Annotated in this window: 18 protein-coding genes and 1 pseudogene; 10 read left to right on the top strand and 9 right to left on the bottom strand. The window is 59.8% G+C overall.

Annotated features, from left to right (window positions below; all coding sequences use genetic code 11):
• Nucleotides 1–168: 168 nt before the first annotated feature.
• The 4 genes from ETW24_RS04175 to ETW24_RS04160 form a co-directional block, all read right to left on the bottom strand.
• Nucleotides 169–870: a DUF1194 domain-containing protein gene (locus tag ETW24_RS04175; RefSeq protein WP_129369890.1), complete on the bottom strand. Its 702-nt coding sequence runs from the start codon at nt 868–870 to the stop codon at nt 169–171.
• A gap of 305 nt (nt 871–1,175) precedes the next feature.
• Entirely contained in the window at nt 1,176–2,690 is a 1,515-nt protein-coding gene (locus ETW24_RS04170; protein ID WP_129369889.1) for a tripartite tricarboxylate transporter permease, read from the bottom strand.
• A 1-nt stretch (nt 2,691) separates the two neighbouring features.
• The gene (locus tag ETW24_RS04165; RefSeq protein ID WP_129369888.1) at nt 2,692–3,174 is read right to left on the bottom strand and encodes a tripartite tricarboxylate transporter TctB family protein; all 483 of its coding nucleotides are present in this window, start codon (nt 3,172–3,174) and stop codon (nt 2,692–2,694) included.
• A 54-nt stretch (nt 3,175–3,228) separates the two neighbouring features.
• Nucleotides 3,229–4,215 (bottom strand): tripartite tricarboxylate transporter substrate binding protein, encoded by a 987-nt coding sequence (locus ETW24_RS04160; protein ID WP_129369887.1) that lies wholly within the window; start codon nt 4,213–4,215, stop codon nt 3,229–3,231.
• A gap of 106 nt (nt 4,216–4,321) precedes the next feature.
• Between ETW24_RS04160 and ETW24_RS04155 the strand changes: the two genes are divergently transcribed.
• From ETW24_RS04155 to ETW24_RS25320, 4 genes and pseudogenes are all read left to right on the top strand, one after another.
• Nucleotides 4,322–4,987, top strand: a complete 666-nt coding sequence (locus tag ETW24_RS04155) for a response regulator transcription factor (protein WP_129369886.1) — start codon at nt 4,322–4,324, stop codon at nt 4,985–4,987.
• Nucleotides 4,980–6,347, top strand: a complete 1,368-nt coding sequence (locus ETW24_RS04150) for a sensor histidine kinase (protein ID WP_129369885.1) — start codon at nt 4,980–4,982, stop codon at nt 6,345–6,347. The genes ETW24_RS04155 and ETW24_RS04150 overlap by 8 nt, the downstream gene beginning before the upstream one ends.
• Before the next feature lie 89 nt (nt 6,348–6,436).
• Entirely contained in the window at nt 6,437–7,333 is an 897-nt protein-coding gene (locus tag ETW24_RS04145) for an ABC transporter substrate-binding protein (RefSeq protein WP_368075941.1), read from the top strand.
• A 435-nt stretch (nt 7,334–7,768) separates the two neighbouring features.
• Nucleotides 7,769–8,045 (top strand): annotated as a pseudogene (locus ETW24_RS25320) (IS66 family transposase); the annotation flags it as partial.
• 253 nt (nt 8,046–8,298) lie between these two features.
• Here the strand turns inward: ETW24_RS25320 and ETW24_RS04135 are convergent.
• From ETW24_RS04135 to ETW24_RS04120, 4 genes are read right to left on the bottom strand one after another with little or no spacing between them, the layout of a single operon-like run.
• Nucleotides 8,299–9,345 carry a MaoC family dehydratase gene (locus ETW24_RS04135; protein WP_129369883.1) on the bottom strand — a complete coding sequence of 349 codons (1,047 nt, stop codon included), beginning with the start codon at nt 9,343–9,345 and terminating at the stop codon, nt 8,299–8,301.
• Nucleotides 9,345–9,548, bottom strand: coding sequence for a DUF1737 domain-containing protein (locus ETW24_RS04130; RefSeq protein WP_129369882.1), 204 nt, complete (start codon nt 9,546–9,548; stop codon nt 9,345–9,347). Before ETW24_RS04130 ends, ETW24_RS04135 begins: the two co-directional genes overlap by 1 nt.
• A gap of 22 nt (nt 9,549–9,570) precedes the next feature.
• A complete protein-coding gene (locus ETW24_RS04125) occupies nt 9,571–10,119 on the bottom strand; it encodes an NnrU family protein (RefSeq protein WP_129369881.1) in 549 nt (182 codons plus the stop codon).
• A 34-nt stretch (nt 10,120–10,153) separates the two neighbouring features.
• Nucleotides 10,154–11,008: an HpcH/HpaI aldolase/citrate lyase family protein gene (locus ETW24_RS04120; RefSeq protein WP_129369880.1), complete on the bottom strand. Its 855-nt coding sequence runs from the start codon at nt 11,006–11,008 to the stop codon at nt 10,154–10,156.
• Between the two features lie 349 nt (nt 11,009–11,357).
• On the opposite strand from ETW24_RS04120, the gene ETW24_RS04115 reads away from it, so the two are divergent.
• Nucleotides 11,358–11,672 carry a hypothetical protein gene (locus ETW24_RS04115; RefSeq protein WP_129369879.1) on the top strand — a complete coding sequence of 105 codons (315 nt, stop codon included), beginning with the start codon at nt 11,358–11,360 and terminating at the stop codon, nt 11,670–11,672.
• A gap of 90 nt (nt 11,673–11,762) precedes the next feature.
• Here ETW24_RS04115 and ETW24_RS04110 read toward each other — a convergent pair whose 3' ends face one another.
• Nucleotides 11,763–12,518: a sulfite exporter TauE/SafE family protein gene (locus ETW24_RS04110; protein ID WP_129369878.1), complete on the bottom strand. Its 756-nt coding sequence runs from the start codon at nt 12,516–12,518 to the stop codon at nt 11,763–11,765.
• 157 nt (nt 12,519–12,675) lie between these two features.
• On the opposite strand from ETW24_RS04110, the gene mdh reads away from it, so the two are divergent.
• From mdh to sucD, 5 genes are all read left to right on the top strand, one after another.
• Nucleotides 12,676–13,638, top strand: coding sequence for a malate dehydrogenase (gene mdh, locus ETW24_RS04105; protein ID WP_129369877.1), 963 nt, complete (start codon nt 12,676–12,678; stop codon nt 13,636–13,638).
• A gap of 302 nt (nt 13,639–13,940) precedes the next feature.
• Nucleotides 13,941–15,134: an ADP-forming succinate--CoA ligase subunit beta gene (sucC, locus tag ETW24_RS04100; protein WP_129369876.1), complete on the top strand. Its 1,194-nt coding sequence runs from the start codon at nt 13,941–13,943 to the stop codon at nt 15,132–15,134.
• A gap of 4 nt (nt 15,135–15,138) precedes the next feature.
• Complete coding sequence (locus ETW24_RS04095) at nt 15,139–15,663, top strand: hypothetical protein (RefSeq protein ID WP_129369875.1); 525 nt, start codon at nt 15,139–15,141, stop codon at nt 15,661–15,663.
• A gap of 105 nt (nt 15,664–15,768) precedes the next feature.
• Nucleotides 15,769–16,596: a glycosyltransferase family 25 protein gene (locus ETW24_RS04090; RefSeq protein ID WP_129369874.1), complete on the top strand. Its 828-nt coding sequence runs from the start codon at nt 15,769–15,771 to the stop codon at nt 16,594–16,596.
• Nucleotides 16,597–16,609: 13 nt separating this feature from the next.
• On the top strand, nt 16,610–17,494 hold the full coding sequence (gene sucD / locus ETW24_RS04085; protein WP_129369873.1) for a succinate--CoA ligase subunit alpha: 885 nt from the start codon (nt 16,610–16,612) through the stop codon (nt 17,492–17,494).
• Nucleotides 17,495–17,553: the final 59 nt, after the last annotated feature.

Genomic DNA, 17,553 nt, shown 5'->3' with positions numbered 1-17,553 from the left:
GACGTTTTAGCCGATTTTTACGGCGTGTCACCCGAAGGAAGTGTTAAAAAACACGGGAAATTGCTCTGTTGGCGCTAAAAGGCCACGACTTGTGATCACAGCAAATAATTAGTGATCACAAATTTACAAATTGGAAAATTTTTGCAGAATCACAAGGCAATCTGCAAATCACTGCAAAGCCAGCGCCCTCCTGTCTGCCTCGGGCGGCAGCGCAGCGGTCTGCTTGGCAACCTCCCGCACCAGCTTTTTGCGGATCCGCGAAGGGTAGTCGTCAAAGCTGGAGGCGGTGACCACAAAAGCCCCGTCGCCGCGGATCACGTTTTCAAAAAAATAGGCTGTCAGATCCGGTTCGCTCTGCTCGATGGCGATGGCGTTCACTGTCACCCCAAGGGCGGACAGCGCCCCATGCGCTTCGCGCGGCTCAACACCTTCGTTGGAAAATCCGTCGCCGGAAATGTCGATCACCCTGCGCCTGCAGTCCGGCACTGAGGAAAACTGATCCAGCGCCAGGAACAGCGCCTCCCCCACCGCGGTGGAGTAATTGCGCCAGGGCCGCGGCGCCTGTTCGATCTGCCGGGCCAATGCCTCGACATCGGCAAAACTGCGCACCGGAACCCAAGGCAACGTCACCTCCTGCCGTGACTCGCCGGACCATTGCACCAACAGCACCTGCGCGCGCGCCTTGACCAGCGCCTCTGACACCAGCCCGTCGCGCAGCCCTGCCGCCAGCCCGTCCATCTGAATGCGGTATTCCTTGGCATCCACCGACCCGGAGACATCCACCGCCAGCACCAATGCCAGATCGCAGGCCGCTGCCCGCAACGGCCAGAGGGAGAGCGCCGAGATTACCAGAAGCTGCAAAACCCGCATGCAGCCAGCTTAAGCGGCAATCGCGCCAAGGGTCATCACATTTCTGCCAGCCTCCTCTGTTCATCCGGCTGAAAATTTCTGCCGTGTTGCTTTGATCAACACCTGTTCGCTCCGTAAGCAGGGGCAAAGATCGTGTTGACGCCAAATACCGGACCGCTCTTTGCCCATGCGATTTTCAGCAGAGCAGCCGCTCATCTTCTACGCAGAGAAAACCGGCAAGAGCCCCAACTACGTTTTCTGCGGCATGCTCGAACTGGTACGTAGCGCTGACCTGCGGAGGCAGACCAGGTTCCAAAATTCGCCGGCTAGTCACCATCAGCTATGCCTGAGGCACGCAATGCGGCCCGCCTTGCCCGATAACCGGGCAGAACGACAAGCAGTCCCGCGACCACGAGAAGGCCGACTGTAATCGGGCGTTCCCAAATGAACGAAACACCATCATAGAGCTGCATCGAACGGGCGAAATTATCTTCGAGCATGCCGCCGAGAATGAACCCGATAAGCAGGGGGGCAAGTGGATAGTCCGCAAACCTCAGTGCCGTGGCGCAGATGCCGAACCCCACCAGGATCAGCAATTCGGTCGCGTTGTTTTGACCGATATACGCCCCCATCAGCGTGAAAAAGAGAATGAAGGGGATCAGGTAGTTGCGCGGAACCAAAAGCACCTTGGCGATGTAGGGGATCAACGGCAGGTTCAGTACGAGCAACACCAGATTGCCAATAAACATCGACATAATCACTGCCCAGAACACCTGCGGTTCGTCAATCATCAAACGCGGGCCGGGTGTTACGTTCAGCGCGATGAGCGCGCCCAGCAGAATCGCGGTCGTGCCCGAACCGGGAATGCCCAGGGTCAGCAAAGGCACAAATGAACCGGTGCAGGCGGCGTTATTGGCTGTTTCCGGGGCGGCAAGGCCCTTGATCGAGCCATTGCCGAATTCAGCCTGCTCGTCCTTGGTTGCGATGTTACGTTCGACCGCATATCCAAGAAAGCTGGCGATCGTGGCGCCTGCGCCTGGCAGAACTCCGATGAAGAACCCTTGTAGCGACTGCCTGCCAATCACTGGTGCGATCGCCTTGGCCTCGGTACGGTTGATCCGCAAATCCTTGATCTCGTCATCGCTGCCGTCATGTGTCTCCTTTGGCTTCAACACCAGAAAGAGCGCTTCGGGCAGGGCGAACATCGCCATGGCAAGAGTGATGAAACCGAAGCCGGATTGCAGATCCATGATCCCCATCGTGAAGCGCGGCAGGTTAAACAGTGCGCCCTCCCCTACTGTCGCCATGATCAGGCCAAGCACAGTCATCAATAGAGCCTTGGCAACCTGCCCGGTGCCAGCGAAGGCCGCAATCGCCGACAGACCGACGACCATCAGTGCAAAATACTCAGCCGAGTGAAAGAGAAGCGCGACCGAGGACAGGGCGGGGGCAAAAACCATCAACAGCAGCGCCCCCACGGTGCCGCCGCAAAAGCTGGCAATGGCAGCAATGGTCAGGGCCTTGCCGGCCTTGCCCTGCTTGGCCATCGGATATCCGTCAAAACTCGAAGCTACCGTTCCTGCGACGCCTGGAGCGTTCAGCAGGATCGACGAGGTTGAACCGCCAAAAATGGCCCCGTAATAGACACCGGCCAGCAAAATCAATGCCGCCGATGGATCGCCCATTGAAATCGCCACCGGAATCATGATGGCGATGATCGACATTGGCCCAAGACCGGGAAGCATGCCGATAAAAGTACCGATCAGGCAACCGCCGATCACCATCAAAAGATTTTGGATTGAGAACGCCGTTTGCAGACCGATGAGAAGTCCTTCGAGCATATCAGCCTCCGAAAAAGCCCGGCAGCGGGCGCATGTAAATGCCAAGGACCTGTTGCACCAGGTACCAGACAACCAATGTGGCGATCAGCGCAACGATGATCATGATATGCCACTTGCGCTCTCCCAGAACGAACGAGCCGAGGATCAGAAAGGCAGCGGTTGAAACGATAAAGCCCAGCGGCCGCAGGCACAGCGCATAGGCAACCATCAGCGCCAGCAGCAGGATGGCCTGCCCTAGCTTGTATTCGCCCAGCCGCCGGTAATCGATTTCGCCAATCGTCACGTCGCCCTTTTCGAGCCCCAGAAGAACAGCCAGCGAGGCAAGCACGCCCAGGATTGAAAGCACTTTGGGAAAGGTGCTTGGCCAGATCGGGTTGCGCTGCATGAACGGTGCAAGCCCCATATCCATCGTGAACCAGGCGGTAAAGCCATAGGTCAGGCAAATACCTAGCAATATCAGTGCAATCCATCGATCAAGTGCCATTTTCCCCTCCCGTTGCAACGAGCAGAGCGATCACCCGCTCTGCCAGTCCAGGCTTCACAGGAAGCCCAGCTTTCTCATCAAATTGCCGATGACTTGCTCTTGCTCTTCCAGGAAAGTTTTGAACGCATCGCCCGAGTTGTGGATGTTGACCCAGCCGTTACGGCCCCGGACTTCCTCCCACTCCGGCGTGTCATACATCTTTGAAAGTGCCGCCTGGTACATGGTGACCTTGTCCGCCGGCAGCCCCGGCGCGCCGAAGAAACCGCGCCAATTCACAAATGTCGTACCGATGCCCTGTTCTTTCATCGTCATTGCATCCGGCGCTGCCGCTACGCGCTCCTCGGATGTCACCCCGATGATTTTGATCTCGCCCGCAGCCGCCAGGTCCACTGCTTCCGAAAAACCGGTCGACAGGGCTGCAATTTCACCCGACAAAAGCGCGGCCATGGCTTTGCCGCCCGCATCGTACGGAATGTATTTGACGTCCAGCGGATCCTTGCCCGCCGCTTCCATCACCATCGCGGCGACCAGATGATCCATGCCGCCGGGAACCGAACCACCGCCAATCGCAGTTGCGCGCGGATCGGCGTCGAAGGCGGCCAAAAGGTCTTCCATCGAGTCGATAGGGCTGTCCTTGCCAACGACCAGCGCGGCATAATCACCGATTGTTCCGGCAACCAAGGTCAGATCGCGGAAGTTATGCGGAAACACACCTGTCAGTGACCGGATCACGATGGGTGTCGAGTTGACCATTAAAGTGCCGTGGTTGCTTTCAGAGTTTTCGATGAGATAGCCGATGGCCTTGCCACCGCCGCCCCCGGACATGTTTTCGTAGGATGCGTTGCCGACAAGCCCAGCCTTGGTCAGGGCCTCGCCAGTGCCGCGGGCTGTGCCGTCCCATCCGCCGCCGGCACCGCCTGGAATCAGAAAATGAATACTGTCGAGGACTGGTTCTTCGCCCGCAAATGCCGGCGCTCCAAGACCAAGCGCCGCAACAGCGGCCGCCATAAGGACGCGACGGCCGATTTTGAATGTCGTCATTTTTTCCTCCCATTTGACAACTGTCCGCAAGACGGCTCAGTTGAGACATTCAAACACGCCAACCTGACACAGACCTGTCACGCCGCAAAAAGCGGGGTAAATCCTGATGAAGTTTCTCTTGATCGAAGATAATGCCGACCTGGCAAATGCGATTTGTTCACGGTTGAAATTTGACGGTCATGTGGTTGACCATGCGTGTAAAATCCGGGATGCCATCACTTATTCCGAAGTTGGCGATTATGATCTGATTCTGCTGGATATCATGCTGCCGGATGGGGATGGCCGGACGTTTCTCAAACAGCACCGTGCCCGGGAGAAGGACACACCTGTTATCGTTCTGACCGCGCGTTCCCAGGTTTCCGACAGAATCAGCCTGCTGGATCTCGGAGCGGATGATTATCTCACCAAACCTTTTGACCACGCCGAGCTTCAGGCGCGTTGCCGCGCCGTGCTGCGACGCAAGACCGGTACTGCGCAAACCGTATTGCGCATCGGCGACGTGACCTTTGATCCGGTGGCAGGCCGCCTCGCGGTTGGCGGCGAGACCGTCAACCTGCGCAATCGTGAACTGCGGCTGCTTGAACTTCTGATCAATTCTCCTGGCCGGATTTTCCCGAAACAGAAGCTGGCCGACAGCCTCTTTTCCTACGATGAGGACGTGTCGGAAAACGCGATTGAAGTGTATATAGGCAGGCTTCGCAAACATCTTGAAAACTCCAGCCTCAAGATCACCACCCATCGCGGTCTTGGATACCGGTTGGACCATGAGTGATGCGTTCCGTGTTTCAGGATCGCTGCGGAACCGCCTGGCGATCACCCTGATCGGCGGCGCTGCACTGCTTGCCATTCTGTTATTTTTTGTGGCGCGGAGCTATGCGGCGCAAATTGCACAGCGAGGTCAGGACAACATCATAAACGCCTCGGTGACATCAATACTGGACGCGGCCATCCTGCGTGACGGCGCCGTTGAAATCGACTTTCCCTATGCGTCTTTCGCCATGCTGGCGACGGCATCCGATGACCGGATTTTTTATGCGATCTATCAGGATGACACCGTGTTGTCGGGATATGAAGACCTGCCGCGCTTGCAAATACCGCCCGGAAAGAGGGCCGGCTTTCAGACTATTGCGTTCCGCGGTGCCGAAATGCGCCTGGCCACGGCATCGCGTGTCTTGATCGGGGCAGATGCCAAAACCCGGATTACGGTCTCAATTGCCCAGACCCAGGATGCTCTGGCCGGAACGCTGAACGTGATTTCCCGCAACGTCGCAATTTTTGGTCTGGGGTTCTTTCTGCTGGCTACACTGCTGTCGTTCTGGGCAACCTCCACAACCATTGGACAGCTCAGGCGGCTTGCCCTGTCGGTGACCCGCCGCGGGCCGCAGGACCTGCGGCCGGTCTCGCAGCCGGTGCCGTCGGAAATGGCCCCGCTGGTCTCCTCTCTGAACAGGTTTATGACACGCCTCGACCACTCCCTGCAGCAATCCGAAGATTTCATCGCCGAAGCCGCCCATAGGGTGCGCACGCCACTGGCCACGGTCCGGTCCCATGCCGAGGCAACTTTGCAGCGCGTCGGCAAGGAGGAAAACCGCCAGGCATTAAGGGCCATGGTGCGCGCAATCGACGAAAGTTCGCGCGCTGCCGGACAGCTGCTGGATCATGCGATGATTACATTTCGCGCCGATCATCTGGAACGCCAGAACCTTGACCTGGGTGATCTGACGAAGGAACTTGTGCAGCGCCTGTCACCGGTGGCTGAGATGAAAGATGTAGAGCTGCGATTGGATACCGAAACTACGGTGCCGATTTCAGGCGACCCGATCCTGCTTCAGAACGCCCTCCGCAACATCATCGACAATGCGCTCAAATACGCGCCAAGCGAAACTGTCATTCATATCCGCATCAGGTCGAGACCCCGGGCGCAGGTTGAAGTCCGCGACCAGGGGCAAGGTTTCCCTCCGGACGAGATCGGCACCCTGGCGTCACGTTTTACCCGGGGTGCAAACGCCAAAAACATCATCGGTTCCGGGCTTGGCTTGACGATCGCGCGGGATGTGGCGGTTGCGCATGGCGGGACATTGGATCTTTCAAATAGACCGGAAGGCGGCGCATGCGTTATCTTTTCGGCGTAATCATCTGTCTTTGGCCGTTGCTGGCGGCCGCGCAAGACTGGGAAGACCGGCAAGTCTTTGAAGGGCAATCCGCGACCCGGACCCTGCGGGTGCTTTCAAGCACCGACACCTCGTTCATCGCCCCAATCATTACCAGTTTTCTAGCGGTGAACCCGAATGTCTCGGTTGAATATCTGGTCACCGGAACCGTCGAAGTAGACAGGTTGATCCGGCAGGCGCCGCAGGCGTTCGATCTGGCGGTCTCCAGCGCGATGGATCTTCAGCTCAAACTTGCCAATGATGGCTACGCCCGTGCCGTTCCGGCGCTGGAAGTCCCTGATTGGGCACAATGGCGGCAAAGTCTTTTTGCCTTCACCACCGAACCCGCTGCCATTGTGATAAACCGCGCGGCTTTTTCCGGACATGAAGTTCCAAAAACCAGGCAGGCATTGATCCAGGCCATGCGTGATCGGCCGGATTTCTTCCGCAACCGGATCGGCACCTATGATGTTCGCAAGTCCGGCGTCGGATATCTGTTTGCCACCCAGGATGCTCGCGCCTCCGAGACCTACTGGAGGTTGACGGAAGTGATGGGAAGCCTGGGCGTGCGCCTCTATTGCTGTTCGGGCGAGATGATCGATGACCTCGCCAATGGTACTATCGCAGTTGCCTATAACGTGCTTGGCAGCTATGCTGCGGCGCGCCCCAATCCGGATGATGGTTTGCAGATCATCCTGCCTTCCGATTTTCCGACTACAATAATGCGGACCGTCTTCATTTCAAAAGACGCACCAAACCCCCAGATTGCAGCCGCGTTCATCCGCCACCTGATCTTCCTGCAATCCAGCAAGGCTGGCGAAAAACACATCAAGCTGCCGCCCCTTGGCTCAGCGCAAGACAGTGTTCGCCAGTCGGCTATTGCTCTGGAACCCGCGCTGCTTACCTATTTGGACAAACTGAAGCGGCGGACATTTCTCGAAGAGTGGGAAAGCGCCGTTTTCCAGTAGTCTTGCCAGTAGTCTTGCCGGCGACTTGGACGCGTTGGTGCCGCCAGCGCGCATCTCCCTAGTTCATTTGGCTTTTTGGGCGGTATTGGGAGGAACTATTTCGGCAGTGCGAGATCAATGTAATAGCGCTGGCTCCCCATGGCGCTTCGCTCAGGATAGCTGCCATTGGCCTGTCCGCAGCGAATGGTGGCTCTGTCCGGCACCTTTCGGGTTCAAACACCGCGCAGCAAAAGGACGGTCTGGCTTCGGCATCCCATTCCGGGGGTCAATGGCGGCATCGGTGACGTGGGCTGCAACTCAGCAGAAAGCCTGCTGGACGGCCGCGGTCGCCTTGGGTCTGGAACCAATGGCGCCCGCAAGGCTCACTGGTGAACCGCATTGTCCGCCCGCGCCCTCTCGGCAGATTTGCCATGCAAACCGCCTGCCGGGTAACACATGGCCTGTGCCGATTGCGGCCGGATCGTTCAATCCGTGCTGCCGTCACGCCCCTCGGGCGCGGCGTCCCGGTCCTGGCATTTTGGCACATGTCCTGGTCAGCAAGTTCGAAGGGGACCGCCGATGTGGGGCGGCGCAAGCCCCGAAAGAACACCGGTCACTGCCCGCTGTACCGGCAGTCGCAAACCTATGCCCGCGAAGGGGCGATCTGGATCGCTCGACGCTGACCGATTGGGTTGGCCGCTCGACCGCGCTTTTAGGGCCGCTGGCCTCCTCTCATTGATTGCTGCGCAATCATCTGCCGTTCGGATGGCCGGACATATGGCGCGGCGGCTGGCGGGATGTTTTACGACCGCAATGCCGACGGCGTCAGGTCTTTCCAGGGGTCGGCCACCCACCGCCAGTCCCCTGGATGGCTCCCCGGAAAACCGGCCGCCCTCAATCTGGCACCGGCCGCATCAACGGCAATGACGAAAACGTAAACCCTGAGGATGAGCGCCCAAGGCGCGAAGGGGCAAAGCCCCCTTGCGTCACTTCGGCATCAACGCCCAGTAATCGAGATCCAGCAGCACGTCCGGCAGGTATTTGCCATCCTCGCCCTTCAGCTCAAACGGCGCGCCGCCCTTGGTCGCCACCAGCCGCAGCCGGATCGCACCAACGCCAGGCGCGCTTGTATCGGCCTTGTCCAGCACCTCGGACCAGGCCCGCACGGTCAGACCCGACAGGCAAGGGTTGGCATGCGCACCGCCGTTCAGTCCCGCAATCATCTGCGCATTGGCCAGCCCGTTGAAGCTAAGCGCGCGCGCCATTGAAATCACATGGCCGCCATAGATCAGCCGGGTGCCGTCGGGCCGGGCAGTATTGTCGAAATGCACTTTGGCGGTGTTCTGCCACAGGCGGGTCGCCATCATGTGCTCGGCTTCCTCGATGGTGACGCCATCCACATGGTCGATGGTCTCGCCCACCGCGTAGTCGCCCAAGCGGTGCGGCTCGCCGGCCAGGGTGAAATCGTAGTTGCGGAAGTCCAGCCCGGCCGGGATCACCAGCTGGTCCGCCGGGATCACCTTGTTCAATTCCGGGATCACCGTTTCCGGCGCCGGAACGTCCGGATCACCTTTGCGCACCATCACCCAGCGCACATACTCCATCACGCAGTCATCGCGCTGGTTCAACCCGCGGGTGCGCACATAGACCACACCGGATTTGCCATTGGAGTTCTGCTTGAGACCAATCACTTCGGATTCTGAGCGCAAGGTGTCGCCGGGATAGACCGGCAGCAGCCAGCGCCCCTCGGCATAACCAAGGTTCGCCAGCGCATTCAGCGAAATGTCTGGCACCGTCTTGCCGAACACCACATGGAAGGCCGCCAGATCATCCAGCGGCGCCGAAGGCAGACCAGCGGCCCGGGCAAATTCATCCGAAGAATACAGCGCATGGCGCGCCGGATAAAGCGCATGATACAGCGCCCGCTCGCCGCCCGACACCGTGCGCGGCACCGCATGGCGGATCACCTCGCCAACGGTATAGTCTTCGAAAAAGCGTCCCGGATTGGTTTTGGCCGGGCTGGTCTTGGCCATCAGTGTTCTCCCAGTTTGGTCTCAGGGGTGTAGGTCCCGTCCGCCTCTTTCACCACGGCCTGGCCGCAGCGCATGATCCCCTTCACGGGATCAAAAGCCTGGGTCGGGCTGCCATGCAGCTCCCAGCCCTTGTTCAGCGCTTGCGTGACCTTGTGGCAAAAGGCCGAGGTGTCGTCTTCGGACAAAAATCGGTAAAGTTTCATAGCATCCTACCCTGCAAAGCCCCTATCCCGGAAAGGGCGAAGGCCCGACCAGTGCGTGGACGTAGCCGATCACCCCCATCAGAACAATCGAAGCGGCAAAGAACATCCCGTCCTTGGCGATGGATCCCTTGGGGCCCGGCTGCCAGTCCGGTTCGGAGCGGTTGATCACGATCACCTCAGCCACTGCCCAGGCCAGCAAACCGCCGAACAGGATGATCGACGCCAGGTCGCCATTGACCAGCAGGTGCGCTGCAGCCCAAAGCTTGAAGCCCGCCAGCATCGGGTGGCGCATGCCGTTCAGCAGCGCGCCTTTCTTTGGCGCCGGACTCATCATCCAGATGGCGATCAGCACAGCCAGGTTGTTGATATGCACCATGAAGGACGGCGGCGCCCAGATGTGGATGAACTCCATGCTGCGGTAGCCCAGCACCATCAGCACCACGCCGGCAACCAGCACCAGCGCAACCACACCGCGGCCGCCGTTGCCCATGGAAGCGCGCGCCTCCGGTGCCAGCCGTTTGAACAGGTGGCCGCCCCACCACAACAGGATGCCAAGGATCAGTAACGCCATATCAGTCTCCAAATGCTGTCAGCCAGGGAAACAGCTAGGCCGAAAGCGCGGCGATTGCATCCGCTTTTGCCAGGATTTCACGCGCCGTAACCACATGCAGGTTCTCGACTATCCTGCCATCGACCACGGCAACACCCTGGCCTGCGGCTTGCGCCTCATCAAATGCGGCGATCTGGCGGCGGGCAGTCTCGGCCTCGCGCTCCGTCGGGGCAAAGGCGGCATTGGCCACCTCCACCTGCGCCGGATGGATCAGTGTCTTGCCGTCAAATCCCATGTCGCGGCCCTGCGCACATTCCCCGGCCAGCCCCTCAACATCCTTAAAAGCGTTATAGACCCCATCGACAATCACCAGCCCCTCGGCCTTGGCAGCCAGCAGGCACAGGCCCAGCCCCGCCATCATCGGCAGCCGGTCGGGGCGGAAACGGGTCTGCAATTCCTTGGCCAGATCATTGGTGCCCATCACCATGCCTTGCAGCTTGTGGTGCGCCGCGATGGCGGCGGCATTCAGCATGCCGCGCGGGGTTTCCATCATCGCCCACAGCGGAATGTCCCCGGTGATTTCCGCCAGCGCATCCAGATCCGCAGGTGTATTCACCTTGGGCAGCAGAATCGCGTCGCAGTCCATTTGTGCCGCCGCTTTCGCATCCTCACGCCCCCACGGCGTATCCAGCCCGTTGATCCGCACGATCTTCATCCGGGCGCCAAAGCCGCCCGTCTCCAGCGCCTGGGTCAAAGTCGCGCGGGCATTGGGTTTTTCGTCCACCGACACCGCGTCTTCCAGATCAAAGATCACAGCGTCCACCGGCAGGGTTCTGGCCTTCTCCAGTGCACGCGGCTTGGAGCCGGGAATGTACAAAACCGAACGGTACGGGCGCGTGCGCGGGTCCATCAAGGCTCTCCAAAGTTATTTTGTTGCGTAAAGCGGTACAGATTCGATTGTATACTTTCAAGTACAATTCCGCCGCAGCGCAGCGTAAGCTTCTCCGCGTACGCAGCAAGATACTGATATATTTAGTGTTTTTTAGGCGCCCGCAGGATTAACCACTTATCAGCACCTGATTGCCAAACTGATAGATACCAAGGCACAGGACCCCTGCCGCCGCCCCAGGCCGCACCTGATGCCCGCAGGCATGGGGCCTGCATTTCGAATTGCGTTACACACCGGCCCGCACAGGGGTACCGGGGGCTGCCGTCAGGCACCCGGCTCTGTCCGGCCGTTCCGGAAAGGGTAAAACAAGATGAAAATGTCAATATTCGCACTGCCGGCAGCCTTTGCCGCACTGACCCTGGCAGCTGCACCTGCCACCGCACAAAGCCGTAACTGCGCCCCGCGCGATACGGTGATCAAACGGCTGGCCGAAAAATACGGCGAAAGCCGTCAAAGCATCGGCGTGGGCCAGAAGGGCATGGTGATGGAAACCTTTGCCTCCGGCAAGACCGGCAGCTGGACCATCACAGTCACGACCCCCAACGGCATGACCTGCCTGGTGGCATCGGGCCAGTCTTACGAAGTGCTCGCAGAAGCACTGCCGGACACCGACAGCGACGCCTGAACAAGTATCCTGAGCAGCTATTGAGGCAGGTTTCCAGGCTGCGGTTACAGTGGCCGCAAACGACACGGCGGGCTGCTCCTGACACAGGTATCAGGTCAGCCCGTCCCAAATAAGCTTGGCTCCGGTGGCGGTCAGAAGCACATAAGTCAGCGCAAAGAACCCGCGCTCCGGAATGCTGTGGTGCAGCCTCACCCCCAGCCACGCCCCCAGCAGCGCAAAGGGCGCCAGCATCAGATCCAGCAGCAGCGTTTCACGTGTAAACAGGCCAAGCCCGGCATAGGGCACCGCCTTAGCAAGATTGATAACCCAGAAGATCAGAACCGTGCTGGCCTGATACTCGGTCTTCCGCAACTTCAGGCTGAGGAGGTAAACCGCAGCCGGCGGCCCGCCCGCATGGCTGACAAAACTGGTGAAGCCCACTGCCAGCCCGGCCAGCGCCCCTGACCCGGATGAAAACGGTGTTCCGGAAGACAGGCTTACTCCAAAACGGCCGCGCAGCTGCCACAGCACGAAACCGACTGAAACGGCACCGATCAGCACCCGCATCGCTTCGTCATTCACTGCCGCATACAGCCAGGCCCCCAGCGCCACTCCGGGTAAACCCCCGGCAATCAGCAGCAACGAGGCGCGCAGGTTCCAGCGCCCCCAATATGGCTTCAGCGCTGCCAGATCGATCAGCATCAGCAACGGCAGCATCAGCGCCAATGCAGCGCCCGGCTCAATCACCAGCGCCAGAATCGCCGCGGATGCAAAGGCCGCGCCGGAACCGAAACCGCCCTTGGACACGCCCGCAAAAACGACCGCGGGGATGGCAAAAACGAAAAACATAGCGTCAAATGCCGCCATTGCCCGCCTCCGAAAGCCCTGAATTACACGCCCTTTAGCGATATCAGCGCAGCATACATAAGTATACCGAACCCTTTGCCGCAGCGCGGAACCCTTGCACGGCGGGCCGTTACGCCGTAGGCATCAGGAAATTTCAACCGGACCGGAGACATTCCCAATGGCACGACCCAAAATCGCCCTTATCGGCGCAGGTCAGATCGGCGGCACCCTTGCACATCTCGCAGCCCTCAAGGAACTCGGCGACGTCGTGCTCTTTGACATCGCCGAAGGCACCCCCGAAGGCAAGGCGCTGGACATCGCACAATCCGGTCCTTCCGAAGGCTTCGACGCCAGCCTCAAAGGCACCCAGTCTTACGAGGACATCGCAGGCGCCGACGTCTGCATCGTCACCGCAGGCGTGCCGCGCAAGCCGGGCATGAGCCGCGACGACCTTCTGGGCATCAACCTGAAGGTGATGAAGTCGGTCGGCGAAGGTATCCGCGACCACGCGCCGGACGCATTTGTGATCTGCATCACCAACCCGCTGGACGCGATGGTCTGGGCACTGCAGCAGTTTTCGGGCCTGCCCGCGAACAAGGTCTGCGGCATGGCCGGCGTTCTGGACTCCGCCCGCTTCCGCCATTTCCTGGCCGAAGAATTCAACGTCTCCATGAAAGACGTCACTGCATTTGTGCTGGGCGGCCATGGCGACACCATGGTGCCCTCCGTGCGCTATTCCACCGTGGCCGGCATCCCGCTGCCCGATCTGGTCAAGATGGGCTGGACCACCCAGGAACGTCTGGACGCGATCCTGCAGCGCACCCGTGACGGCGGCGCAGAAATCGTCGGCCTCTTGAAAACCGGTTCTGCCTTTTATGCGCCGGCCACAAGCGCCATCGAAATGGCAGAGGCGTTCCTGAAAGACCAGAAGCGCGTGCTGCCCTGCGCGGCCTATTGCGACGGCGAGCTGGGCGTGAAGGGCATGTATGTGGGCGTGCCCACCGTGATCGGCGCCGGCGGCATCGAGAAAGTCGTGAACATCCAGCTGAACGAGGAAGAGCAAGTCATGTTCGACAACTCGGTCAATGCGGTAAAGGGCCTGGTCGAGGCCTGCAAAGGCATCGACGGCTCGCTGGCCTGAGCCTTTCAGCCTTGAACTAATAAGGGGGTCCGCTTCGGCGGGCCCTTTTCTTTTGCTCCGGTACGACCACACCGGCGATTGACGCTTTTGATCCATGATACGGCGGTAGCGGTCCATAGCTGCCAGGTTCGAATCACCGCCGTTAAGCTTCCGATAATTTGTGATCACACCCCCAAAAACCGTGATCACAAAACTCGAAAATCTTCATCATTTCCCCGCACCCTGTCAAAAAAGCCTTTAACACTTGGCTTTAAGACGGCCTATTGAAGCCAGACAATTGCAGCCAGACGGGACAGTTTCAGATGAACATCCACGAATATCAGGCCAAAGCCCTCCTTCGCAGCTACGGTGCTCCGGTGTCAGACGGCAAAGTGGTGCTGAAAGCCGAAGACGCCAAAACCGCCGCAGGTGAACTTGACGGCCCGCTCTGGGTGGTGAAGGCGCAGATCCACGCAGGCGGCCGCGGCAAGGGTTCTTTCAAGGAGGCCGACGCCGGCGAAAAGGGCGGCGTGCGCCTGACCAAGTCGGTTGAGGAAGCCGCCGAGGAAGCCAAGAAGATGCTGGGCCGCACCCTGGTCACCCATCAGACCGGCCCGGCGGGCAAGCAGGTGAACCGCATCTATATTGAGGCCGGCTCCGGCATCCAGACCGAACTGTACCTGGCGCTGCTGGTAGACCGCCAGACTTCGCGCATTTCCTTTGTCTGCTCCACCGAGGGCGGCATGGATATCGAAGAAGTGGCCGCCGCCACCCCGGAAAAGATCCTGTCCTTCTCCGTCGACCCGGCCACCGGCTACCAAGCCTACCACGGCCGCCGCATCGCCTTCTCGCTCGGTCTTGAAGGCGCGCAGGTCAAGCAATGCGTCAAGCTGATGGGCCAGCTCTACAAAGCCTTCGTCGAGAAAGACATGGAGATGCTGGAGATCAACCCGCTGATCGTGGCGGACGACGGCAGCCTCAAGGTGCTGGACGCCAAGGTCGGCTTTGACGGCAACGCGGTCTACCGCCACGCCGACGTGGCCGAGCTGCGCGACACCACCGAGGAAGACCCGAAAGAGCTGGAAGCCTCGAAATACGATCTGAACTACATCGCGCTGGATGGCGAGATCGGCTGCATGGTGAACGGTGCCGGCCTGGCGATGGCCACCATGGACATCATCAAACTCTACGGGGCCGAGCCTGCCAACTTCCTCGACGTGGGCGGCGGCGCCACCAAGGAGAAGGTCACTGAGGCGTTCAAGATCATCACCTCGGACCCGCAGGTCAAAGGCATCCTGGTCAACATCTTCGGCGGCATCATGCGCTGCGATGTCATCGCCGAAGGCGTGGTTGCCGCAGTGAAGGAAGTCGGCCTGAAAGTACCGCTGGTGGTCCGCCTGGAAGGCACCAACGTCGAGAAAGGCAAGGAGATCATCAACACCTCCGGCCTCGACGTGATCGCCGCCGACAACCTGAAAGACGGCGCGGAGAAGATCGTGAAAGCGGTGAAGGGGTAAAACCGTGAAAGGAACAGTTATTGCACTTTGCGTGGCTGGCATGGCTCTTTCGGCGTGTGTAACGCCGGAAGAGCCAGATCCGGCTGTTGCCCGCCTGGGTCAGCAAGACTTCTCAGAAGCCTTTGCGCTGTATGACAGCATTTGCTTGCGCGCCGGGCGGGAGGGGGGCCTTGCCAAGGCTAAAAGCCTGGCTGCAGCTCGCGGTTTCAAGAAAAGCAAAAATGCTTCCTACATAGTCCACGGAAAAGGCCACGGTTACTACACAAAGCCTGGCAGTCGCCAGAACCTCGTTATCGGAAAGTTCAAGAACAAATCGGCCAGATGCGGCGTGGAATGGACAGCAGAAAACAATGTGGCCATAGTCAGCTCGCAGGCGTTTTTCCGCAAAATGCACAGCATACAAGGCCGCGAAGAACTGGGTTTTTTTGACGGAACAAACACTCAGATCACTTTAGGTGAGACATCTTTTTCCTGGAGCCAATCCTATAACGCCCGGGAAAAAAGCCAGCTGATACTTTTGACGGACTGACCCTGAGATTACCGCTATGGCACACCTCCTAAGCACAGATGTATGGAAACCAATTGGGCAGTCCCACCCAATTAACGCACGTTTCGCTTTTGAGGCTCGTGTCCAATGAAAGCATCCGTCTACCTCATAGGCTTGCAACAGGCCACAGGCCGGGCCGCACTGATGCAGCAAGAGCTGGATCAGTGCGGGCTTACGGCTGCGCGCATCGATGCGGTAGACAGCACACAGGTCAGCCGCGAGGAAATGCTGCAGCAGTGCGCGCCTGAGGGCAACTGGGGCTATTTCCAAACCAAGGACATGGCCTGCACTCTCAGCCATGCCAAGGCCTGGGAGGCGTTTCTGGCGTCAGACGCCGATGTGGCGCTGATCCTGGAGGACGATGTTTTCCTGTCGCCCGACACCGGCGCCTGGCTGAACGACCTGTCCTGGTGGCCGCAGGATGCCGGCATCGTCAAATTCGAACGCTGGCGGGCCAAAAAGCTGCAGGTGGCGCTTGGCAAGGATGGCTTTACCTACATGGGCCGCGAGGTGCGCCAGATGCTGTCGCGCCACGCGGGCGGTGCAGCCTATGCGGTCTCCCGCCGCGCAGCGCAGCACCTTCTGGACAGCCGCCCGTTTGAGATCACCCTGGACAACCTGCTGTTCAACTTCGACGCCTCCAAACCTGCGCGCGCCGTCAAGGTCTATCAGGTCCAGCCGGCCTTGGCCGAACAGGGCAACGAGGCCCCCGGCGAACATGCCATCGGCCCGGCGCGCCACCGGCCCAAGGGCTGGCCGCTGATCCGCCAGAAACTCCGGCGCGGGATCTATGAATTCCGCGGCGGCTTCAGAGTATTTCCCAGTGTGGTCCTGGGGCGGGCCACCCTCGAAAAAATCCGCTTCGACGGCCGATCCTTGGCCACACCGCAGAACCAACAGACACATACCGCTTGAAGGAACCGACATCATGGCAGTCCTCATCGACGAAAACACCAAAGTTATCTGTCAGGGCTTCACCGGCTCGCAGGGTACTTTCCACTCTGAACAGGCCATCGCCTATGGCACCAAAATGGTCGGCGGCGTCACCCCCGGCAAAGGCGGCCAGACGCATCTGAACCTGCCGGTCTTCAATTCCGTGCATGAAGCCAAGCATGTGACCGAAGCCAATGCCTCGGTGATCTACGTGCCGCCGCCGTTTGCCGCGGATTCCATCCTCGAGGCGATCGACGCCGAAATGGAAGTCATCGTCTGCATCACCGAAGGCATTCCGGTGCTGGACATGATGCGGGTGAAGCGGGCGCTGGAGACCTCCAAGTCGCGCCTGATCGGCCCCAACTGTCCCGGTGTGATCACCCCGGACGCCTGCAAGATCGGTATCATGCCCGGCCATATCCACCGCCGCGGTTCGGTTGGTGTTGTGTCGCGCTCCGGCACCCTGACCTATGAGGCGGTGAAGCAGACCACCGACGTCGGGCTTGGCCAGTCGACCTGTGTGGGCATCGGCGGCGACCCGATCAAGGGCACCGAGCATATCGACGTGCTGGAATGGTTCCTGGCCGATGACGAAACCGAAAGCATCATCATGATCGGCGAAATCGGCGGCTCTGCCGAGGAAGAGGCCGCCCAGTTCCTGGCTGACGAAGCCAAGAAGGGCCGCTCCAAGCCGGTTGCAGGTTTCATCGCCGGCCGCACCGCCCCTCCGGGCCGCCGCATGGGCCACGCGGGCGCGATTGTCGCCGGCGGCAAAGGCGGTGCTGACGACAAGATCGAAGCGATGAAATCCGCAGGCATCGTCGTTGCCGAAAGCCCGGCGGGCCTGGGTGAAGCGGTTCTGAAAGCGATCGGCAAGTAAGTCAAAGAAACTGGATTTGCCGCGCTAGCTTTGTTTTGAGCGAGCGCGGCAAACTCGCA

This window comes from Leisingera sp. NJS204, from assembly GCF_004123675.1.
Lineage (GTDB): Bacteria > Pseudomonadota > Alphaproteobacteria > Rhodobacterales > Rhodobacteraceae > Leisingera.
The sequence above is the reverse complement of the archived record's forward strand: the minus strand, read 5'-3'. Positions and strand labels throughout refer to the sequence as shown.